Origin of the sequence: Gordonia sp. NPDC058843 (assembly GCF_042743165.1) — a bacterium.
GTDB lineage: Bacteria > Actinomycetota > Actinomycetes > Mycobacteriales > Mycobacteriaceae > Gordonia.
Window position 1 is genome coordinate 15,722 of sequence record NZ_JBHYNC010000035.1, and the last position, 17,784, is coordinate 33,505.

The 17,784-nt window shown below is 66.8% G+C and carries 13 protein-coding genes; 7 read left to right on the forward strand and 6 right to left on the reverse strand.

Translation table 11 applies throughout. The features are described 5' to 3' along the window. Positions 1 to 127: 127 nt before the first annotated feature. From ilvD to ACFW3F_RS19490, 3 genes are all read right to left on the reverse strand, one after another. Positions 128 to 1,972 carry a dihydroxy-acid dehydratase gene (gene ilvD / locus ACFW3F_RS19480; RefSeq protein WP_388060279.1) on the reverse strand — a complete coding sequence of 615 codons (1,845 nt, stop codon included), beginning with the start codon at positions 1,970 to 1,972 and terminating at the stop codon, positions 128 to 130. Positions 1,973 to 2,243: 271 nt separating this feature from the next. Further along, the gene (mgtE, locus tag ACFW3F_RS19485; protein ID WP_388060281.1) at positions 2,244 to 3,590 is read right to left on the reverse strand and encodes a magnesium transporter; all 1,347 of its coding nucleotides are present in this window, start codon (positions 3,588 to 3,590) and stop codon (positions 2,244 to 2,246) included. Positions 3,591 to 3,673: 83 nt separating this feature from the next. Then, complete coding sequence (locus ACFW3F_RS19490; protein ID WP_388060283.1) at positions 3,674 to 4,132, reverse strand: PH domain-containing protein; 459 nt, start codon at positions 4,130 to 4,132, stop codon at positions 3,674 to 3,676. 347 nt (positions 4,133 to 4,479) lie between these two features. Between ACFW3F_RS19490 and ACFW3F_RS19495 the strand changes: the two genes are divergently transcribed. The 5 genes from ACFW3F_RS19495 to ACFW3F_RS19515 all read left to right on the forward strand — a co-directional run bounded on the left by ACFW3F_RS19495 (position 4,480) and on the right by ACFW3F_RS19515 (position 10,748). Further along, positions 4,480 to 6,459, forward strand: coding sequence for an acetolactate synthase large subunit (locus ACFW3F_RS19495; protein ID WP_388060285.1), 1,980 nt, complete (start codon positions 4,480 to 4,482; stop codon positions 6,457 to 6,459). Then, entirely contained in the window at positions 6,456 to 6,959 is a 504-nt protein-coding gene (gene ilvN / locus ACFW3F_RS19500) for an acetolactate synthase small subunit (protein ID WP_004019305.1), read from the forward strand. The genes ACFW3F_RS19495 and ilvN overlap by 4 nt, the downstream gene beginning before the upstream one ends. A 118-nt stretch (positions 6,960 to 7,077) precedes the next feature. Continuing rightward, positions 7,078 to 8,091, forward strand: coding sequence for a ketol-acid reductoisomerase (gene ilvC / locus ACFW3F_RS19505; protein ID WP_388060288.1), 1,014 nt, complete (start codon positions 7,078 to 7,080; stop codon positions 8,089 to 8,091). A gap of 545 nt (positions 8,092 to 8,636) precedes the next feature. After that, the gene (locus ACFW3F_RS19510) at positions 8,637 to 9,911 is read left to right on the forward strand and encodes a hypothetical protein (RefSeq protein WP_388060289.1); all 1,275 of its coding nucleotides are present in this window, start codon (positions 8,637 to 8,639) and stop codon (positions 9,909 to 9,911) included. 66 nt (positions 9,912 to 9,977) lie between these two features. Further along, positions 9,978 to 10,748 (forward strand): hypothetical protein, encoded by a 771-nt coding sequence (locus tag ACFW3F_RS19515; protein WP_388060291.1) that lies wholly within the window; start codon positions 9,978 to 9,980, stop codon positions 10,746 to 10,748. Positions 10,749 to 10,849: 101 nt separating this feature from the next. Here the strand turns inward: ACFW3F_RS19515 and ACFW3F_RS19520 are convergent, their stop codons facing one another. Both ACFW3F_RS19520 and ACFW3F_RS19525 read right to left on the reverse strand, forming a co-directional pair. After that, positions 10,850 to 12,514: an MFS transporter gene (locus ACFW3F_RS19520; RefSeq protein ID WP_388060293.1), complete on the reverse strand. Its 1,665-nt coding sequence runs from the start codon at positions 12,512 to 12,514 to the stop codon at positions 10,850 to 10,852. A 228-nt stretch (positions 12,515 to 12,742) separates the two neighbouring features. Further along, on the reverse strand, positions 12,743 to 13,408 hold the full coding sequence (locus ACFW3F_RS19525; RefSeq protein ID WP_388060295.1) for a serine protease: 666 nt from the start codon (positions 13,406 to 13,408) through the stop codon (positions 12,743 to 12,745). A 338-nt stretch (positions 13,409 to 13,746) separates the two neighbouring features. Between ACFW3F_RS19525 and serA the strand changes: the two genes are divergently transcribed. Both serA and ACFW3F_RS19535 read left to right on the forward strand, forming a co-directional pair. Beyond that, positions 13,747 to 15,342: a phosphoglycerate dehydrogenase gene (gene serA, locus ACFW3F_RS19530; protein WP_388060336.1), complete on the forward strand. Its 1,596-nt coding sequence runs from the start codon at positions 13,747 to 13,749 to the stop codon at positions 15,340 to 15,342. After that, positions 15,339 to 16,346, forward strand: a complete 1,008-nt coding sequence (locus ACFW3F_RS19535) for a 3-isopropylmalate dehydrogenase (protein WP_388060296.1) — start codon at positions 15,339 to 15,341, stop codon at positions 16,344 to 16,346. Before serA ends, ACFW3F_RS19535 begins: the two co-directional genes overlap by 4 nt. Positions 16,347 to 16,546: 200 nt before the next feature. Here the strand turns inward: ACFW3F_RS19535 and ACFW3F_RS19540 are convergent, their stop codons facing one another. Then, on the reverse strand, positions 16,547 to 17,776 hold the full coding sequence (locus ACFW3F_RS19540; protein WP_388060298.1) for an MFS transporter: 1,230 nt from the start codon (positions 17,774 to 17,776) through the stop codon (positions 16,547 to 16,549). Positions 17,777 to 17,784: the final 8 nt, after the last annotated feature.

Here is a 17,784-nt window from a genome sequence, read left to right on the forward strand (position 1 = left end):
CGCAAACCTCCTTTATGCTGGGTCTGGCGGGATGTTTTTTTTTTTAAATACTCTCTTTCTTGGGGTTCAGTTATGTTATCCTTAATGGGCCCCCGCATTCTGTGTCAGGGCATGTCGTGGCGAGAAGTCAGTCGACCTGGCGCACCGCGCCGCGGTCTGCCGACGTCGCGAGCTTGGCGTAGGCGCGCAGGGCGGTGGTCACCGTGCGCTGACGGTCCTTGGGCTGCCACGGCCGCTCGGAGGCCTCCATCTTGGCGCGACGTTCGGCGAGGATCTCGTCGGAGACCAGCACCTCCAGGCGGCGCGTCTTGACGTCGATGACGATCGGGTCGCCGTCCTCGACGAGTCCGATGGCGCCGCCCGACGCTGCTTCGGGAGACATGTGACCGACCGACAGTCCCGACGATCCGCCGGAGAACCGGCCATCGGTGATCAGGGCGCACTTCTTGCCCATCCCGGTGCCCTTCATGAAGGCGGTCGGGTGCAGCATCTCCTGCATGCCGGGACCGCCCGCGGGTCCCTCGTAACGCACGACGAGGACCTCACCGGCCTGGATCGTCTTGGACAGGATGACCTGGACCGCGTCCTCCTGGCTCTCGACGACGCGCGCCGGGCCCTCGAAGTGCCACAGATCCTCGTCGATGCCCGCGGTCTTCAAGACCGCGCCGTCCGGGGCGAGGTTGCCGCGAAGCACGCACAGACCGCCCTCGACGGTGTAGGCGTGCTCGAGATCGCGGATGCAGCCGCCCTCGGCGTCGGTGTCGAGTGAACTCCACCGATTCGCCGTCGAGAACGGTGTGGTGGTGCGGACGCCACCCGGGGCGGCGTGGAAGAGCTCGACGGCTTCGTCGATCGCCTTGCCGCCACGGATGTCCCAGTCGTCGAGGGCCTGGGCCATGGTCGGGGTGTGGACCGTCGAGGCGGTGTCGTCGAGCAGGCCGGCGCGACGCAGTTCACCGAGGATGGCCGGGATTCCGCCGGCCCGGTGGACGTCCTCCATGTGGTAGTCGGAGTTGGGCGAGACCTTCGACAGGCAGGGCACGTTCCGGCTGATCTCATCGATGACCGTGAGATCGAAGTCGGCGACCTCGCCCTCCTGCGCTGCGGCGAGAACGTGCAGGACGGTGTTGGTCGAGCCGCCCATCGCGACGTCGAGTGCCATCGCGTTACGGAACGCGGTCGGCGTGGCGATGTTGCGCGGCAGCACCGACGCGTCGTCGTCGCGATACCAGCGTGTCGCCGCATCGACGACGACGGTGCCCGCGCGCCGGAACAGGGCGCGACGTGCTTCGTGGGTGGCCAGGGTCGAGCCGTTGCCGGGCAGTGCGAGTCCCAGCGCTTCGGTCAGGCAGTTCATCGAATTGGCGGTGAACATGCCCGAACACGACCCGCAGGTGGGGCAGGCCGCCTGCTCCACCTCGCTCAGCGCGGCCTCGTCCACGGCGCTGTTGGCCGACGCCGAGATGGTGGTGATCAGGTCTGATGACGGATGCGCGACATCACCGACGACGACGGCCTTGCCGGCCTCCATCGGTCCGCCCGAGACGAAGACCGTGGGGATGTTCAGGCGCATCGCGGCATTGAGCATGCCCGGAGTGATCTTGTCGCAGTTGGAGATACACACGAGTGCGTCCGCGGTGTGGGCATTGACCATGTATTCGACGGAGTCGGCGATGATCTCGCGGCTGGGTAGCGAATAGAGCATGCCACCGTGGCCCATCGCGATGCCGTCGTCCACGGCGATGGTGTGGAACTCTCGCGGCACGCCACCGGCGGCCCGCACCGCCTCGGCCACGATGTCACCGACGTCCTTCAGATGGACGTGGCCCGGCACGAACTGGGTGTAGGAGTTGGCGATCGCCACGATCGGCTTGCCGAAGTCGTCGTCGGTCATCCCGGTGGCGCGCCACAGGGAGCGGGCGCCGGCAGCTTCGCGGCCGACGGTGGTGGTGCGTGACCTCAGGGCAGGCATGGCTTCCTCGAATCGATCGGCTGGCTCGGGCGGGCCCGGCGCGATCGGACGTGCAGTGACGGACCGGCGCCGGACTCTTCGGCTCAACACCGCGACCGGAGGGGTTGTTTCCCACGGGCTGTGGCCGGGCGCGGCTGTGTTGACGGGCGCCGCCTCGCTGATGGTGGGCGTGGGGGAGCGCCGAGAAGTCAGGCTACTCCGCTGGGACGAGGGGGAACAAAACGATTCGGACGTCCCCGACACGACCGCCCCGCACCGCCGCCCGCCGCGATCAGATCCCCAGCACCGCCTTGGCGATCGAGAAGTAGACGAGCAGCCCGGTGGCGTCGCAGAACGTCGAGATGAACGGTGTGGAGAAGACCGCGGGATCGACGCGGATGGACTTCGCGATCAGCGGCATGACGCCACCCACGGTCGCGGCCAGGGTGCACACCGACAAGATCGTCAGACCGATGACCACCCCGATGTCGAGGCCGTAGACGACTGCCGCGACGGAGAATCCGGCCAGCCCGAGTAATGCACCCATGGTCAGTCCGACCCGGACCTCCTTGGCGGCGACGCGGGCGACGTCACGCGGAGCGACCTCGTCGGTGGCCAGCGCACGGGTCACGGTCGTTGCCGCCTGCGAACCGGTGTTGCCGCCGATCCCGGTCAGCAGTGGGATGAACAGTGCCAGCGCAACCCGCTGTTCGAGAGTGCCCTCGAAGATCTCCAGGACGTTGACGGTGAGGATCGCCGACACCGCGAGGACGAACAGCCACACGATCCGTGCGCGGGTGATCGACAGGATCGACGAGAGCAGGTACGGCTCGCGGAGCGGCTCGCGCGCACCGGCACGTGCCTCATCGGTGTCACGGGCCTGCTCGACGACCTCGACGGCGTCGTCGATGGTCAGGACCCCGACCAGGCGGCCGTCGTTGTCGACGACGGGCATCGCGAGGATTCCGCGGTCCACGCATCGTTGCGCGGTGGCCTCCGCGTCGTCGTCGGCGTGCGCGAACATCGGCTTGTTCATCAGGTCGCCGACGGAGTCGGTGGGGTCGGCGAGCAGCAGATCGCGCAAGCTGACCACGCCACACAGGGTGCGGGAATCGTCGAGGACCGGCACGGTGTAGATCGTCTCCGCCGCGTGTCCGCGTTCTCGTACGCGAGAAAGGGCATCGCCGGCCGATTCATCCTCTCGCGCATGGACGAACTCGGGGCTCATCCGGCGCCCCACCGACCCTCTCGGGTAGCCGAGAACAACCGCGGTCATGTCGCGTTCGGCGGGGGTGAGTTGCTGGATCAGCGACTTGGCGACCCCCGCGGGCAGCTCGTCGAGCAACTCGGCGCGGTCGTCGGGGTCGAGATGGTCGAAGGCAGCGGCCACCCCGGCGGTGCCGAGATCGTCGATGAGCCGGCGCTGCGACCCGGGCGACAGGTCGTCGAACACCTCCACCGCGAGGTCCTTGGCCAGGAGACGAAATGCGACGCCGCGGGATTGGTGGGGGAGTCGGTCGAGGAGGGCGGCGATGTCGCCCGCCGGGAGTGTGGACAGCGTCGTCCCGACGTCTGCGAGGTGTCCCGCCGAGATCAGTTCGTCGAGTTCACCGGCGTCGAGTGTTCTGGTGTGCTCCACGGCCGCACTCTATCGCCGGAAGGTGGGGCGATCACCCGAGAGGAGACGCGGCGGGACCGCCCGGTCGCGTCGGTGATCGACGACTATTCGGCGGAGCGCGCCGCCTCGAACGGGTCCGGAATCCGGCCGCCGCTGACGATCGACAGCGCGGGGAGGTCGTGGAAACCGATGGCGGGCAACCGAACCCGACTTCCGTCCGTCAGTACCGCGCGCACCGAACTCCACTTCGGGAACTGCAGGCCGGCGACATCCGACCAGGCGATCTCGGTGGTGGAGAACATCCGCACGGAGGTGAGCCCGCTCTCGGTGACCACGGTCCGCAATCGGTGGATCCACAGCCAGACCAGGACCGGGACGATCAGGGCGAGGGCGAACCAGGGGGAAGCGCCGACCAGGAGCACGACCACCAGGGCGACCATCGGGACCGTGAAATACGCGGTCCGGTTGATACGGAACGTCACCGGATAGTCGAAGGTGACGTCGTCGTCGGCAGGGGTCGTGCTGGTCTTCGGGTCTACGGGGTCGGTGGAATCAGTCGGCACCGTTCCATTGTGCCAACCGGCCCCGACGGCCCGCACCGACGGGTTCGCCGCGGTGCATTGAAAGTGCTCCGGGAAGGCAACCGGCGCGACCAGTGCTTTCCCAGATTGTGAGACGCCATGGTCCGGAGTTTGACTCGGAACCGAACACAGTCCTACCGTGAACGCGTGATGCAGAACGGGATCCTCGTAGTAATCGGCTGGCGCGTCTTCGCCTGACCGGTCACCTCGCAGACCCCCAACCGGCATCGACGCGCCACCCTCGAACAGCGGAAGCTGTCGGGGGTTTTTTCATGCCAGGTACTTCCATCACCGATATCGGATTCCACAACCAAGATGAGGATCGTGCAGTGAGCGCACCAACAGCACGCACCGACGCAGGCCGCAGCGAGCCGACGCGTAACGCAGGATTGCGGCAGCAATCTCCGGCGGCGGGCAACCTCCGTGCGGTAACCCAGCACACCGTCGCGCCGGAGCGTGTCAGCGGCGCCCAGTCTGTGGTCCGTTCCCTCGAAGAGCTCGGTGTCGATGTGGTCTTCGGAATTCCCGGCGGCGCGGTCCTGCCGGTCTACGATCCGCTGCTGGACTCCCAGAAGGTCCGCCACGTTCTCGTCCGTCACGAGCAGGGTGCCGGGCACGCCGCGACCGGGTACGCCCAGGTGGCGGGTCGCGCCGGCGTCATGATGGCGACGTCGGGTCCCGGTGCCACCAACCTGGTGACGCCGCTGGCCGACGCCCAGATGGATTCGGTGCCCGTCGTCGCGATCACCGGCCAGGTCGGTCGTGCGCTCATCGGCACCGATGCGTTCCAGGAAGCCGACATCTCCGGCATCACGATGCCCATCACCAAACACAACTTCCTGGTCAGCCGGGCCATCGACATCCCGAAGACCATCGCCGAGGCGTTCCACATCGCCGAGAGCGGTCGCCCCGGCGCGGTCCTGGTCGACATCCCGAAGGACATCCTGCAGGCGCAGACCACCTTCTCGTGGCCGCCGCAGATCGACCTGCCCGGTTACCGGCCGGTGACCAAGCCGCACGGCAAGCAGGTTCGCGAGGCGGCCCGCTTGATCAACGCCGCGAAGTCGCCGGTGCTCTACGTCGGTGGCGGTGTCATCAAGGCGAACGCGTCGGCGGAACTGCTCGAACTGGCCGAGCTCACCGGTATCCCGGTGGTCACCACGCTGATGGCTCGCGGGGCGTTCCCCGACAGCCACGACCTGCATCTGGGCATGCCGGGCATGCACGGAACGGTGGCCGCGGTCGCCGGGTTGCAGCGCAGCGATCTCCTGATCACCCTCGGAGCCCGCTTCGACGACCGGGTCACCGGTCAGTTGTCGTCCTTCGCACCGAACGCGAAGGTGATCCACGCCGACATCGACCCTGCGGAGATCGGCAAGAACCGGCCGGTCGACGTGCCGATCGTCGGTGACTGCAAGGCGGTCATCGCCGAGCTCACCGAGGCACTGCGCGAGGAGCAGGCCACCAGCGGCTCGATCCCCGACATCTCGCAGTGGTGGTCCTACCTCGCCAACCTGCGACGGACCTACCCGTTGAGCTACGACCGTCAGACCGATGGGTCGATGTCGCCGGAGTTCGTCATCCAGGCCCTCGGCAAGGCCGCCGGCCCGGACGCGGTGTACTGCGCGGGCGTCGGCCAGCACCAGATGTGGGCCGCGCAGTTCATCTCCTACGAGAAGCCGCGCACCTGGCTCAACTCCGGCGGTCTGGGCACGATGGGCTATGCGGTGCCCGCCGCGATGGGCGCCAAGGCCGCCGACCCGGACGCCGAGGTGTGGGCGATCGATGGTGACGGTTGCTTCCAGATGACCAACCAGGAACTCGCGACCTGCGCGATCGAGGGCATCCCGATCAAGGTGGCGCTGATCAACAACGGCAACCTGGGCATGGTGCGTCAGTGGCAGACGCTCTTCTACGAGGAGCGCTACTCGAACACCGATCTGTCCACCCACTCGCGGATGATCCCGGACTTCGTCAAGCTCTCCGAGGCGCTGGGCTGCGTGGCATTCCGCGTCGAACGCGAAGAGGACGTCGACGAGGTGATCGCGAAGGCGCGGGAGATCAACGACCGCCCGGTGGTCATCGACTTCATCGTCGGCAAGGATGCGCAGGTGTGGCCGATGGTCGCCGCCGGCACCGGCAACGACGAGATCATGGCCGCCCGCGACATCCGGCCGTTGTTCGACGACGAGGAGTCGGCGTCGGACCCCGTCGAGATCCACGAGACCATGAACGCCGCCCGCGGGGAGACGACCCAGCACGTCGACAACGCGCCGGCCGACCGCGCAACCGAGAAGGACGAGCAGTGAGCACCACCCATACCCTCAGTGTCCTGGTCGAAGACCGACCGGGCGTCCTGGCGCGCATCTCGGCGCTGTTCTCGCGGCGCGGGTTCAACATCGAGTCACTCGCCGTGGGTCCCACCGAGCTCAAGGGCATCTCGCGGATGACGATCATGGTCTCCGTCGAGGACTTCCCACTCGAGCAGGTCACCAAGCAGCTCAACAAGCTGATCAACGTGATCAAGATCGTCGAGCAGGACCCGGGGAGCTCGGTGTCCCGCGAGCTGATGATGGTCAAGGTGCGCTCGGACTCGACGGTGCGCACCGAGGTCATCGAGGTGGTGAACCTCTTCCGCGCCAAGGTCATCGACGTCTCGCCCGAGTCGCTCACGATCGAGGCCACGGGTACGTCGGAAAAACTCGAAGCACTTCTGCGGATGCTCGATCCGTATGGAATCCGGGAGATCGCGCAATCAGGCGCGGTGACCCTCGGTCGGGGACCGAAGAGCATGTCGGCCAACCGCTGACAGAGAATCCCGCTGTCGTCGTGGCGATCTGCGCACCGACGACCGCGACAAGAGAATTACGAGTCCCGGCGGATTCCGAGAATCCGCCACGGGACACCACATATCGAAGGGAAACATAGTGGCCATCGAACTGTTCTACGACGACGACGCGGATCTGTCGATCATCCAGGGTCGCAAGGTCGCGGTGATCGGCTACGGCAGCCAGGGCCATGCGCATTCGCTGTCGCTGCGCGACTCCGGCGTCGACGTCGTGATCGGTCTGCGCGAGGGCTCCAAGTCGAAGGCTAAGGCCGAGGAGCAGGGCCTCAAGGTGCTGACCGCAGCCGAGGCCGCCGCATGGGCCGACGTCATCATGGTGCTGGCACCGGACACCTCGCAGGCGTCCATCTTCACCGAGGACATCGAGCCGAACCTGCAGGACGGCAACGCGCTGTTCTTCGGCCACGGCCTCAACATCCACTTCGGTCTCATCAAGGCGCCGGAGAACGTGACCGTCGCGATGGTCGCCCCGAAGGGCCCCGGCCACCTCGTGCGCCGTCAGTTCGTCGACGGCAAGGGCGTTCCCGCGCTCATCGCCGTGCACCAGGACCCGAAGGGCGAGGGCCAGGCGCTCGCGCTCAGCTACGCCAGCGCCATCGGCGGTGGGCGTGCCGGCATCATCAAGACCACCTTCAAGGAAGAGACCGAGACCGACCTCTTCGGTGAGCAGGCCGTGCTGTGCGGCGGCACCGAGGAACTGGTCAAGACCGGCTTCGAGGTCATGGTCGAGGCGGGCTACGCGCCGGAGATGGCCTACTTCGAGGTGCTGCACGAGCTCAAGCTCATCGTCGACCTCATGTACGAGGGTGGCATCGCGCGCATGAACTACTCGGTCTCCGACACCGCCGAGTTCGGTGGCTACGTGTCGGGCCCGCGGGTCATCGACGCCGACACCAAGGAGCGCATGCGCGGCATCCTCACCGACATCCAGGACGGCACCTTCGTCAAGCGCCTCGTCGCCAACGTCGAGGGCGGCAACAAGGAGCTCGAAGGTCTGCGCAAGGCGAACGCCGAGCACCCGATCGAGGTCACCGGCAAGAAGCTGCGCGACCTGATGAGCTGGGTTGATCGCCCGATCACCGAGACCGCCTGAGTCGCAGCATTTCTTACGATCGGCCCCTGGGATTCGTCCCAGGGGCCGATCGGTTTTGACGGCAGCTTTGTCGAACCCGGATCGACTGTGAATGGTCTGTGAGTTGATGCACGGGAGACTGCTACGGTCTTCGACGAACATCAATGGGGGTGTGATGCGGGTAGATCCAAGCGTTCTCCGTTCGCTGGCGAATCAAGCCGACGACGCTGCTTCGGTTCTTGCGACGGCCGATCTCGGGGGCAAGGCCCAGCGGGCTGCAGACTGTGTCAACGGTTCGTCGACGCAGTGGGCCGCACGACTCGTCGCTATTGAACTCCGCACGCGGGCGGAGTCGATGTCCGACAGTATGACCGCCATCGGAGGCGCGGTTCGAGGCGCGGGCAACACCTTCGAGGTGGAGGACGCGGCACTTGCCCGGACGCTCGAGAATCTCGAGTTCGGTCGCGGGGGGAATTGACATGCTACCGACCCGGCCACAGTTGACCGGTTGGGATCCCGCGGCACTCAGCGGCGGTGGGGAATCGGTTGACGGCGCGGGGACCTCCATGAGATCCGCTGTGGAGTCGGTGTACACCGCGTGTCAGAACCTGCCCTCGCTGCGGGGGTGGACGGGCCAGAGCCACGATGCCGGGACTGCAGCATTTCGACGTGCCAACAACTCGTCCACCGATCTCGCGTCGTTCGCCGCATCCGTGGGTTCGGCGCTCTCCGAGGGTGCATATTCGCTGGGGAAAGCACGAACGAACCTTCTGACGAAGGCTGAGGCTGTAGACGCGAGCAAGCTGTGGGTTACGGACGCGTGGGTGGTTCTGATCGATCCGACCGAGCTGTCCCTTGAGGAAGCTGATCGTCTGGCTGAAGAAGCGAACAAGCAGCAGGGAGCAGTGAACCAACTCCTGCTGGCCGTCGACTCCGCTGACGACTCGGTTGCGCAAGCTGTCCAGTCCGCAGCAGGCAAGCACGGCTGGACGAATCCGATTGCGAACACGTTCGTTCCGATACCAGGGCTCGTGCCCCCGACCGATCAAGTGCCCAACCCAAGCACTTTTCTCGGCCTCCAGCAGCAATTGATGGTGCGTGCCGAGGACATGGCGATGACGGTGCGCGCAACCGAGAAGTTCGAGGACAATCAAGGTCGGCACAAGATCCTGTACATGCAGGACGGCACTCGTCAGGTGATCACCGAATGGAATCCGTATCGGGGGTCGATGCCGTCGATGAAGCTCTTCGAGACGACTGTGAAGCATTACGGCCGTGGTGGAGAGACGATCTCGACGTCGTACTCTTGGGAAGACCTCAGCGGCACCAAGAGATTCTCGACCACGTGGGCCGACGGAACGACAGCATATGCAGAGGAGTGGGAGGACGGATACAAGAGCGGTCGGGTCACCACGCCGGACGGCCGCACGGGAGACATCCCGGCTGACAGCCCGTTCTTCACGCATCCGATCGAGACGACCATCGGCGGTGTGCTCAGTGGGGTCGACAAGTACGTCGCCGACGGTCACAGCATCCCGCGGGTCTCGGCCGCTGCAGCTGACAACATCGGCGTCGGCGCGAAGTACGGTGGTCCAGCATTGGCAATCGGCGTCGGCATCTACGACGTAGTGGTGGCCGAGGACAAGTGCGTCGCTGGATTTTCGGCGGCATTAGGTGTAGCCGGAGGGTACGCGGGCGGTGTCGTTGGCGGCGGGGCGTTTGCACCCGGCGGTCCGGCCGCCGTGGCTGGTGCAGCTGGCGGCTCGGCGTTAGGAAGCTGGCTCTCCGGATGGGTCGGGACGAAGGTTGGCGAAGCGGTTTGTCCGGCCCCGGCGCCGTGACATACGCTCCCCGGGTCGAAAATTACCTGGGTCGCGGTTGTGCGACGGGGGTATAGGGGGAATGGCGTGACGTATGTCGACAGGCCGGGTGCCTGGCGGGGTGGCCGTGTTATCGGAATTCTGTTCGTCACCCTGATGGCGCCCGCCGCGGGCGCTCTGGCGGTAACGGCGATTCGCGCGCATGACTTGCCGACGGTGTTTGTCGCCGCTGCATTTTCACTGGCTGTATGTGTTGCTGCAGTTGGGGTTGTCCGCACGCGTGTCCTGGAACGGGTCCAGCCTGACATCGACTTCGCGGGCGGGCTTATCACGCTGCGATATGACCGCTTGTACGATCGCCTGATACGTGCCGCGCTCGCAGTGGCGGCGGCCGGCGGCATCGTTTTCGTGGTGCTCGTCCCGATGGGGAAGCTCGACTTGTCGCTGACACCTGGTCAGCGGACTTTCTTCCCTGTGGCGGTCGGCATCATTGTCGTAGCCGCTATCTACGGCGAGTACGCGCGTCGTAAGCACGGGCCGCCTAGCGTCACCCTCGACGAGGAGGCCGTGACACACCATCGGACTTCATCCAGCACGACATTCCGATGGGTCGACATCACACGGATTGAGGCAGAACGAACCGAAGCACGGCCCGCCCGCGACGTTGTCATTGTCGAGAGCGTAGGTGACCCGGCGCGATACGTGATCGGTGATGCGCCGTGGTATACACCGGGCGGTGCGACGCTGTATGCGATGCTGCGGTTCTATTGGTTGAACCCTGCTGCGCGAATCGAATTGACCGACGGCCGCGCTTTCCAGCGGCTGAGCGCCGAGGAGTTTGTCGACAGCGGCCCGTAGGTCCTAGCAGCTGGGTTTGATCACTCGTCTGATTCCGAAATCGCCTGAGCAACAATTCGTCTCGCTGTTGTGCGTGGTACGCCTGGCCGCGCTTGTCGCGATCACACCGGGTCGCGCGGCGCGGGTTGGTCGTCCCGATGTCGTTGGCGGTGCAGGTGTTTCGAGGACGAGGCACTGCCGACGACCGCGCCGGCCGCGAACACCTTCTCCGGGCTCGTCATGTCGATGGGATTGTCGACGGCCCGTCGGACCAGGAGCGCGCTCGCGACCACGCCGAGGACCGCGACCACCACGGTCATCCCGAACGTCAGCACGTGTGCCGAGGTCGCGGCGTCGAGCGTACTGCGGAGGTAGTCGGTGAATTCGGGGTCGAAGTGATCGGAACGTAGTCCGGTCTGTTCGGCCGCTTCGATGTCGGCGCGTAGCTTCTCGTACTGCGCGGTGGTGAGGTTCGGCAGATCCGACGAATCGATGCGTTCGTGGAGTTCGTGCACGTACGTCGTGTGGAATACCAAATAGAACGCGGCGATGCCCAGCGCGCCGCCGAACTGTTCGGCCGTCGCGGAGACGCCCGACACCTGGCCGTGATGCTGGGTCGGCACCGAATCCAGCGACACTGGATCGTTGACGGTCAGCACGATGGCCAAGCCGATGCCGTACAAGGTGAGCCCGGGGATGAGCGGCACGAATTCGTGGGTCGGCACGGCCAGCATCAGCGCCACGCCCGCCAGTCCCAGTACGCCGAAACCGGTCATCAGCGGAAGCCGGCCGCCGACCTTGTCATACCAACGCCCCGCGAGCGGGGCGACGATCACCATGGGCAGCGTGGTGGGCAGCAGCGCGAGACCGGCGGTCGCGGGATCCATTCCGAGGTTGAGGATGAGCAGCAGCGGGAAAATGACCCCCAGACCCATCTCGATCATGCCGCCCAGTCCTTGACTGATCGTCGCCCCGGCGTAATTGCGGTGCCGGGTCAACAGCCGTAAATCCATGAGCGGCACCGCAACACGACGTTCGACGGCCACGAAAGCCGTAGCGGAGATCACCGCGGCGACCAGTGGCAGCCAGACACCCGGTGACGTCCACCCCCAGACCTGGGACTGGCCGATCCCGAAGACCACGCCGATCAGTGTGACGCTCAACAGGACGGCGCCGATGACGTCGACGCGCTCGCGGTCGGCTCGTCGAGGATCACTCGGGACCACCAGGAGCGCGATCACCATCGACAGCGCGGCCAGCGGCAGATTGACCAGCATCACGAACCGCCATCCGAACATCCCGGTCAGGGCGCCACCGATGATCGGCCCCAGTGCGCCCGCCACCGCGGCCGCCCCGCCCAGTGTGCCCAGGGCGCGTCCCGCGTCCTTCTCGCCGGCCACGGCCGAGACGATGGCGACCGACGTCGGCAACAGAAGCGCGCCACCGGCACCCTGGACGACGCGAGCTGCCACGAGGAACTCGAAGGTCGGCGCGAGTCCGGCCGCCAGCGATGCGATGGCGAAGACGATCGACCCGGCGCAGAAGACGCGCCGCAGACCGTAGAGATCACCCAGGCGCCCGCCGAGGACCATGAGCCCGGCCAGCGGCAGCAGGCTTGCCGTCAGGACCCATTGCACGCTGCTCGAACCGACGCCGAACTCGTCCATGATGGCCGGCAACGACAGTGGCACCGCGGTCTGGCTTACCAGGATCACCGCGTTGCCGATCGTCATGGCGATGATGACGAGTCCGAGACGCGGGGGTGCGGACGTGTCGGGTGTGCTCATCAGGCCTCCTCGAGACAGGCGGCGCGATCGGACCGCACGCGGTCCAACATCGCACGCCGGCCCGAGACGGGGGTCCCTATCGACCGAATCCGGACGAACCGGTCTCAACAGTGCGCATCACGGGTGATCCGTCCACAACGTCCGGACACGACCGCGGCCGACCCCGGACACGACGACGCCCCGGAGGAGAACCATCCGGGGCGTCGGTGGGGGTGGGACTCGGAGTCGTCAGGCGACCCGGAATCCCTTGTAGGCGTCGAGTGAAGCGATCCGCTTCAGGATCGGCTGGATGTTGGTGCCGGTCTCGGGGCCGAGGCAACCGAGGAAGTAGTAGGCGTTGACCATGCCGACGAGGCGATCGCCGACGACCACGGGGCTACCGGAGTCACCTTCGATCACGCACATCTGGCTGACATGGACGTCGCCGTCCGAGAACCACGCGATACCGCAGGTGTTGCCGGTGGTCCGGCCTTCTTTACAGGCGATGGTGGGGAAGGCGAGCGGCTTCGGGTCGACCGAACGGATGGTCACGCCGCGGACGGTGCGCAGCGGCACGACGCGCGAGGCGTCCAGTTCGACGATCGCCATGTCGAGATCCGGTGCGGTGTAGGTGATGGTGCCCGCCTGGCCGCGATCCTGGAAGGTCTCGGAATAGACCTTCTGGCCGGGGGTGCCGCAATGTCCCGCGGTGACGCCGATGAGCTTGTTGGTCTTCGAGCGGCCGATGGTGGTCATCGTGCAGGCCGCGGCCGAGTTGCCGCCCTTGAGCACGAGGATTCCGGAGCCGCCTCCCATGAAGATCTTCGCCGGTGCGGCGACCGCGACGCCCCCTCCCCAGCCGGCCAGCACCGTCGCAGCCAAAACCGCCAACAGTACTGTCAGCTTCTTCGTCATCCGCACTCCACTTCTCGGGTCCAACCAGTTCTCGGTCACGGGCTAGCCGCCCGTCGGGACTTCGCAACGGGCGGCAAGCACACCGTACCGGGCCCCCCGGACACGAACGTCTGCGTGGGATCGACCCGGGGTCGGTTTGCAACACTTCCGTGATGCTCCGGGCAAGCGAGCCGTAACGCGGGTCACACTCTACCCATGCCGGGGTCGGGACTCGAAGTTTCGGGGTACACCGCGTGCTCGGCGGCACGTACCACACCTTTAAGCTGTCGTACGGAGTCGTCATCGACACTCCGCACCGCCGATCGTGAAACCGCACTCCCGAACCTGGAGAAATGACTGTGAGCTCTGCTGGCCGCCCGGTTGTACTCATCGCCGACAAGCTGGCGCCGTCCACCGTGGAAGCACTCGGTGACGGTGTCGAGGTGCGATGGGTCGACGGCCCGGATCGTCCCAAGCTGCTCGAGGCGGTCGTCGACGCCGACGCCATCCTGGTCCGCTCCGCGACGACTGTCGACGCCGAGGTCCTCGACGCGGGCAAGAAGCTGAAGATCATCGCGCGCGCGGGCGTCGGTCTGGACAACGTGGACGTCCCCGCGGCGACCGAGCGTGGCGTCATGGTCGTCAACGCCCCGACCTCCAACATCCACACCGCAGCCGAGCATGCTGTCGCACTTCTGATGTCGGCGTCGCGGCAGATCCCGGCCGCCGATGCCACGCTGCGCGAGAAGACCTGGAAGCGTTCGTCGTTCAACGGCGTCGAGATCTTCGACAAGACCGTCGGCGTCGTCGGGCTCGGCCGTATCGGTCAGCTGGTCGCCGCCCGGCTGGCCGCCTTCGAGACCCACATCATCGCCTACGACCCCTACGTGTCGCCGGCCCGCGCGGCCCAGCTCGGGATCGAGCTGGTCAGCCTCGACGAACTCCTCGAGCGCGCCGACTTCATCACCGTGCACCTGCCGAAGACGCCGGAGACCCTGGGTCTCATCGGCGCCGAGCAACTCGCCCGGACCAAGAAGGGCGTGGTCATCGTCAACGCGGCCCGCGGTGGTCTGATCGACGAGCAGGCACTCGCCGACGCGATCAACTCGGGTCAGGTCCGCGCCGCCGGTCTCGATGTCTTCGCCACCGAGCCCTGCACCGACTCGCCCTTGTTCGAGCTTTCGCAGGTCGTCGTGACTCCGCACCTGGGTGCGTCGACCAGCGAGGCGCAGGATCGCGCGGGCACCGACGTCGCCAAGAGTGTGCGGCTGGCGCTGGCAGGGCATTTCGTCCCCGACGCGGTCAACATCACCGGTGGCGCCGTCGACGAAGAGGTCGCACCGTGGCTCGAGGTCGCTCGTAAGGCGGGCGTGCTCGTCGGCGCGATCAGCAACGAGCCGCCGACCTCGATCGTCGTCGACGTACGCGGCGAACTCGCCGCCAACAACGTCGACGTGCTCGGACTGTCGGCGCTGCGGGGTCTGTTCTCCGCAGTGCTCGACGAGCCGGTCACCTTCGTCAACGCGCCGGCGGTCGCCGAGGGGCGTGGGGTCACCAGTGAGGTCACGACCGCCCCCGAGAGCCCCAACCACCGCAGCGTGGTCGACGTGAAGGCCGTGTTCGCCGACGGGTCGACCCACAATGTGTCGGGCACCCTGTCGGGACCGCGACTGGTGGAGAAGATCGTCAACATCAACGGCCGCAACTTCGACCTCCGCGCCGAAGGCCACAACCTGATCGTCAGCTACGACGATCAGCCCGGCTCGCTCGGTAAGATCGGCACCCTGCTCGGCAATGCCGGGATCGACATCCTGGCGGCCGGCCTGTCGCAGGATGCCGAGGGCGGCGGCGCCACGATGATGCTGCGCGTGAGCAATGTCCTCGACGACGACGTGGTCGCCGCGATCGGCGACGCCGTCAGCGCGACCCTGATCGAACAGGTCGACCTCGCATGAAACTCGCAGTCATCGCCGGCGACGGCATCGGTCCCGAGGTCATCACCGAGGCGCTCGGGGTCCTCGAATCGGTGGTACCGGCGGTGAGCACCACCGAGTTCGATCTCGGTGCACGCCGCTACCACCGCAACGGTGAGTTGCTGACCGAGGACGACCTCGAATCGCTGCGCCGTCACGACGCGATCCTGCTGGGGGCGATCGGCGATCCGTCGGTGCCGTCAGGTGTGTTGGAGCGCGGCCTTCTCCTCACCATGCGGTTCGCTCTGGACCATCACGTCAACCTGCGGCCGTCGCGTCGTTACCCCGGCGTCTCGTCGCCGCTCGCCGGCGACCCCGACATCGACTTCGTGGTGGTGCGGGAGGGGACCGAAGGGCCGTACACGGGCAACGGCGGCGCGATCCGTGTCGGCACGCCGAACGAGGTCGCCACCGAGGTGAGCGTCAACACCCGTTTCGGTGTGGAACGCGTCGTCCGCAACGCTTTCCAGCGCGCACAGCAGCGCCGCAAGAAGCTGACGCTCGTCCACAAGACCAACGTGCTGACGTTCGCCGGATCGATGTGGAGTCGAGCAGTCGCCGAGGTCGGTGCCGAGTTCCCCGACGTCACCACCGACTACTGCCACGTGGACGCGGCGACCATCTACCTGGTCACCGATCCCGGTCGCTTCGACGTCATCGTGACCGACAACCTGTTCGGCGACATCATCACCGACATCGCCGCCGCGGTGAGTGGTGGTATCGGCTTGGCCGCGTCGGGCAACATCGACGCCACCGGCGCCAATCCGTCGATGTTCGAGCCGGTCCACGGGTCGGCTCCCGACATCGCCGGTCAGGGCAAGGCCGATCCGACGGCCGCGATCCTGTCGGTCGCCCTCCTGCTCCGTCATCTCGGTGACGACGACGCCGCCGCCCGGATCGAGAAGGCCGTCGCCGACGATCTGGCCGAACGCGACGGGACCTTCAGCACCTCGGAGATCGGGACGCGCATCCGCGAGCGATTGTAGTCCCGCCCCGCGCCTCTGCTCCCTGAGGAGCGAGCGTGCGAGCGTCACCCTCCTCAGGGAGCAGTGGGGCGTTGCTTGCTCTCGCAGGCTGCGGGCGCTCCTCAGGGAGCAGGGAGAGTCGTTTCTTTCGGATTAGGCAGTGGAGGCGGACTCGTTTCGCTCGCACCCGCGAAACCCGCTGCGCGGCAGAAGAATCCCCGCTAAGCGTCGACGAGCTCGTCGACGCGCGGCGACGGGTCGCGCGGGACGAGGGGGGTCGCGACGAGCGGTGCCAGGGCGGTCGCCGCGAACGCGACCGGGAAGCCCACCACCGCGATCAGGGCCCCGAGAAGCGGTGTGGTGGCCGCAGTCACCAGATATTGTCCGGTGTTCTGCACGGCCAGGCCGCGTCCGCTCCACTCCGGTCCGACGTATTCGGCGATGGCGGTGAACGCCAGCCCGTTGTCGGCCACCGAGATGATGCTCGCGACCGCCATGAGCGCGGGTGCCAGCGGACTGTCGAACCAGTCGGCGATCGCGAGCGCGAACATGGCGGCGACGCCGGCGATCGCGATAGCCCGGACGGGCCGCATCCGAGACATCCACGCATCCGACCACCGTCCGGCGACAATCCGGCCGAGCGCGCCGACCACCTGGGTCACGGTGATGAGTATCCCGGCACCCGCCGGTGACCATCCGTGCGCGACGATCAGCCACGTGGGGACGAACGTCCACAGCATCGACTGGGGAATGACGAGCAGCATGCTGACGATGTGGACGCGGGCGAGGAAAAAGTTGCCGCGGTAGGGATTCGGGTGTCGGGGAGTGTCGTCGACGACCATCGCGGCAGCCGTCCGGCGCGGTGGGTCGGTGATGCCGACGAGCACCGCGACCAGCCCCGCGGCGGTCACCACGGCCGGGATCGCCAGTGCGGTGCCGGCTCCCGAACCCGCCGCGACCACCGGCATGGTGAGGGCGCACACGCCGATCCCCAACGGCTGGGCCATCTGCCGGACGCCCATGGCGGTCCCGCGCTGGTGGGCGGGAAACCAACCCACCACGATCCGCCCGCTCGCCCCGTTCGCCGCGCCCGAGCCGAGACCGCCCACGAGGAGAGCAGCGCCCACGACGGCATAGGAGGCATCGGTGGAGGCCGCGACCGCGGCCGCGACCGCTCCGCCCAGCGAGATGGAGAGCGACAGCAACAAGATCCGGCGTTCGCCGTAGCGGTCCAACAGGATTCCCCACGGGATCGTGGCCGCCATCAGGCCGATGGTCGGTATCGCGGCGAGCGCAGACGCCTGGGTCAGCGAGAGGCCGGCGTCGGTGTGCAAGGCCGGGATCAGATAGGCGACCCCACTCACCACGCACGTCGTGGTGAGTGCGGCGAGCAGCGAGCAGCCGAGGATGATCCACCTTCTGGCAGTGGTGATGTCGTCGACATCGGTCATGTTCTACT

What these genes read in the sequence shown, in the direction of transcription:
- ACFW3F_RS19520 (WP_388060293.1), bottom strand. Translation starts at nt 12,514, where the DNA reads ATGAGCACACCCGACACGTCCGCACCCCCGCGTCTCGGACTCGTCATC.
- ACFW3F_RS19535 (WP_388060296.1), top strand. Translation starts at nt 15,339, where the DNA reads ATGAAACTCGCAGTCATCGCCGGCGACGGCATCGGTCCCGAGGTCATC.
- ACFW3F_RS19510 (WP_388060289.1), top strand. Translation starts at nt 8,637, where the DNA reads ATGAGATCCGCTGTGGAGTCGGTGTACACCGCGTGTCAGAACCTGCCC.
- ACFW3F_RS19525 (WP_388060295.1), bottom strand. Translation starts at nt 13,408, where the DNA reads ATGACGAAGAAGCTGACAGTACTGTTGGCGGTTTTGGCTGCGACGGTG.
- ilvD (WP_388060279.1), bottom strand. Translation starts at nt 1,972, where the DNA reads ATGCCTGCCCTGAGGTCACGCACCACCACCGTCGGCCGCGAAGCTGCC.
- ACFW3F_RS19540 (WP_388060298.1), bottom strand. Translation starts at nt 17,776, where the DNA reads ATGACCGATGTCGACGACATCACCACTGCCAGAAGGTGGATCATCCTC.